Source organism: Streptomyces synnematoformans (assembly GCF_039531005.1).
GTDB classification, from domain to species: Bacteria; Actinomycetota; Actinomycetes; order Streptomycetales; family Streptomycetaceae; genus Streptomyces; species Streptomyces synnematoformans.
Genome location: NZ_BAAAPF010000476.1, coordinates 1 through 3,638, shown reverse-complemented (window position 1 = coordinate 3,638; position 3,638 = coordinate 1). Strand labels below are relative to the sequence as shown.

Sequence of the window (3,638 nt, the reverse complement as noted above, 5' to 3'; positions counted from 1 at the left end):
CGGCACCGGCGAGCCGTGCAGCGGCGCCCCGCCCCGCCGCGGCAGCGTCAGCCGGAACTGCGACCCGCCGCCCGGCTCCCCCCAGGCCTGCAGCCAGCCGCCGTGCAGCCGGGCGTCCTCCAGGGAGATGGACAGCCCCAGGCCGGTCCCGCCGGTCGTACGGGCCCGGGCCGGGTCGGCGCGCCAGAAGCGGTTGAACACCCGCGTCGCCTCGCCGGGCTTCAGCCCCACCCCGTAGTCGCGGACCGCCACCGCCACCGCGGTCTCGGACGCGCCGAGGCGGACGACGACGTCGCGGCCCTCGCCGTGCTCGACGGCATTGACGACCAGGTTCCGCAGGACCCGCTCCACGCGCCGCGCGTCGACCTCCGCGAGCACGGGCTGCCCGTCGCCCCGTACGAGCAGCCGTCCGCCCTTGGCGTCCGCGAGCATCTGCGCGCCCCCCACCACGCGCCGCACGATCTCCCGCAGGTCGACGGACTCGGCGTCCAGCGCCGCGGCACCCGCGTCGAAGCGGCTGATCTCCAGCAGGTCGGAGAGCAGCGACTCGAACCGGTCCAGCTGCTCAATCAGCAGCTCGGCGGAGCGGGCGGTGACCGGGTCGAAGTCCTCGCGCCCCTCGTGGATCACGTCCGCGGCCATACGCACCGTCGTCAACGGGGTGCGCAGCTCGTGCGAGACGTCGGAGACGAAGCGGCGCTGCATCCGCGACAGCTCCTCCAGCTGCTGGATCTTCACCTGGAGGTTCTGCGCCATCTTGTTGAACGAGTGACCCAACCGGGCGATGTCGTCCTCACCGCTGACCTTCATCCGCTCCTGCAGCCGCCCCGCGGCCAGCCGCTCGGCGATGCCGGCCGCCATCCGCACGGGCGTGACGACCTGCCGTACGACGAGCCAGGCGATGGCGCCGAGCAGCACCACCACGAACACGCCGGCCGTCGCCAGGGTGCCCTTCACCAGGCTCAGCGTCTTCTCTTCCTGCGTGAAGGGAAACACGAAGTACAGCTGGTAAGGATTGTTGTTCGGGTCGTTCAGCCGCTTGCCGATGATCAGCGACGGCTCGCTCTCGCCCGAGCCCCGGTTCCAGACGCGCGCGTACTGCTCGTAGATCCCGGATCCGCCGCCGCGGTCGACCTTCTCCCGCAGATCCGCCGGGATGCTCTCCACCGGCGTGTCGTCCGAGACCAGCGAGCCCCGCGGATTGTCGGTCGAGCCGGTGGCCTGGTTGTCCACGCTGGAACTCATCACCAGCACGGACACCAGCCCCTGCCCGCTGCCCATCAGCTGCTCGACGAGGTCGGCCCGCCACTCCGCGGAGTTCACGGCGGCCGTGGCCTCGCCGCTGCTGCCGGGCTCCTCCGCGGCGGCGCGGATCTCCGCCTGCGCGAAGCCGCTCTGCGCCTGCACGTGCGCGGCGCCGAGCTTCGCCTCCAGCAGCCCGTTGCGCACCTGCCCGATGACGACGATGCCGAGCAGCACGACGACGCCCAGCGACATCAGCAGGGTGGTGGCCACCACCCGCAGCTGGATGCTCCGCCGGTAGAGCCTGGTCGCGATGTGCAACGGGCGGCGCACCCAGCGCACGCACAGCCGGACAAACGGCTGCACCGGCCCGCCGGGCACGCCCTCCCGCGGCAGCACGCGGAACACGTCAGCTCGGTCCCGCCTTGTAGCCGACGCCGCGGACGGTGACCACGATCTCCGGCTTCTCCGGGTCCTTCTCGACCTTCGAGCGCAGCCGCTGCACGTGGACGTTCACCAGACGCGTGTCGGCGGCGTGCCGATAACCCCAGACCTGCTCCAGCAGCACCTCGCGGGTGAAGACCTGCCACGGCTTGCGCGCCAGCGCCACCAGCAGGTCGAACTCCAGCGGCGTCAGCGCGATCGGCTCACCGCCGCGCTTCACCGAGTGCCCGGCGACGTCGATCACCAGATCGCCGATCGCCAGCTGCTCCGGCACCGGCTCCTCCGACCGGCGCAGCCGGGCCCGGATCCGGGCCACCAGCTCCTTGGGCTTGAACGGTTTGACGATGTAGTCGTCGGCCCCGGACTCCAGACCCACGACGACGTCCACGGTGTCGGTCTTCGCCGTCAGCATGACGATCGGCACACCGGACTCCGCCCTGATCAGGCGGCAGACCTCGATGCCGTCCCGGCCGGGCAGCATGAGGTCGAGCAGCACCAGGTCGGGCTTCGACTCGCGGAACGCGGCAAGCGCCTTGTCACCGTCCGATACGAACGACGGTTCGAAGCCTTCCCCGCGCAGCACGATGCCGAGCATCTCGGCCAGTGCGGTGTCGTCGTCGACGACGAGAACGCGTCCTTTCATGACGACATCATCCCATTTACACATCCCATACAGAGAATCCCGTGTCCCAGGTCACGCCCCGGCCACCGCCGCGACGCACCTCTTCCCCTGACGATCACCGCGGTCAACGCCCGCACAGCTCCGCGAGCGCATCCCCCGTCACCGGCGAGACCACCCCGCGCTCCGTGACCAGAGCCGTGACCAGCTCCGGCGGGGTGACATCGAAGGCCGGGTTGTACGCCTCCGCCCCCACGGGGGCGACCGCGTACGGCACCGCGGCCCCTGCCGAACGAGACCCGGCGGCGTGGGGCACGGAAAACTCCGTGACCTCGCCCCCGGCCCGCTGCTCCACCTCGATGGCCGAGCCGTCCGGTGTACCGGAGTCCACCGTCGTCGTAGGCGCGACGACGAGGAACGGAACCCGATGGTAGCGGGCCAGCACCGCCAGCGGATACGTCCCGACCTTGTTGGCCACCGACCCGTCCGCCGCGATCCGGTCCGCGCCCAGGATCACGGCGTCCACCTGCCGGCTCGCGAACAGCGACCCGGCGGCGTTGTCCGTCAGCAGCGTGTACGGCACGCCGGCCCGCGCCGCCTCGTACGCGGTCAGCCGCGCCCCCTGCAGAAGGGGCCGGGTCTCGTCCACCCACAGCCGCCGCAGCTCCCCGGAGCGCTGCGCCGCCCGCACCACCGCGAACGCGGTACCGCCGCCGCCGGACACCAGCGCCCCGGTGTTGCAGTGCGTGAGCAGCCGGTAGCCACCGCCGGGCAGCAGCCCACCGAGGAGCCTCAGCCCGTGCTCCGCCATCCGCGCACTGCCCCGCGCATCGTCCGCATGCAACCCCCGCGCCTCGGCCAGCGCGGCAGCGGCACCACCGCCCCCGGCCCGGCCGCCGGCATGAAAAGCGGCCTGCGCCCTCCGTACGCCGTACGCCAGGTTCACCGCGGTCGGCCGCGCCCCGGCCAGCAGCTCGGCGGCCTCGTCGACGTCATCACCCCGCGCAGCGGCGAGCGCGACGCCGTACGCCCCGGCAATACCGAGCAGCGGCGCCCCCCGGACGGCAAGCGTCTGAATCGCCCGCACCAACGCCGGCGCGTCGGCACAGACCAACTCCACCTCGTCCACGGGCAGTCGCGTCTGGTCCAGCAGGACGATCGCGGGACCGCCCTCCCCGGCGCCCGACGGCTCTTCCCAACGAAGCGCGACTATCTCCTCGGCCATTGCCCCAGTCTGCAAGGCCACGGAAAATGACTCAACCCCTGGGCCACAGCCCAGGGGTTGAGTACTAAAGATTGTTCGGCGGTGACCTACTCTCCCACACGGTCCCCC

The 3,638-nt window shown here is 71.9% G+C and carries 3 protein-coding genes; all 3 read right to left on the bottom strand.

Going from position 1 to position 3,638, the window contains the following annotated elements; translation table 11 throughout:
* A partial coding sequence (gene mtrB / locus ABD317_RS34655; protein WP_344295501.1) for an MtrAB system histidine kinase MtrB occupies positions 1 to 1,650 on the bottom strand: 1,650 nt, incomplete at its 3' end.
* 1 nt (position 1,651) lies between these two features.
* Positions 1,652 to 2,329, bottom strand: coding sequence for a two-component system response regulator MtrA (mtrA, locus tag ABD317_RS34650; RefSeq protein WP_027754408.1), 678 nt, complete (start codon positions 2,327 to 2,329; stop codon positions 1,652 to 1,654).
* Positions 2,330 to 2,432: 103 nt separating this feature from the next.
* Positions 2,433 to 3,530 carry an S-methyl-5-thioribose-1-phosphate isomerase gene (mtnA, locus tag ABD317_RS34645; protein WP_344295496.1) on the bottom strand — a complete coding sequence of 366 codons (1,098 nt, stop codon included), beginning with the start codon at positions 3,528 to 3,530 and terminating at the stop codon, positions 2,433 to 2,435.
* Between the last annotated feature and the right edge of the window lie 108 nt (positions 3,531 to 3,638).

What these genes read in the sequence shown, in the direction of transcription:
- mtrA (WP_027754408.1), bottom strand. Translation starts at nt 2,329, where the DNA reads ATGAAAGGACGCGTTCTCGTCGTCGACGACGACACCGCACTGGCCGAG.
- mtnA (WP_344295496.1), bottom strand. Translation starts at nt 3,530, where the DNA reads ATGGCCGAGGAGATAGTCGCGCTTCGTTGGGAAGAGCCGTCGGGCGCC.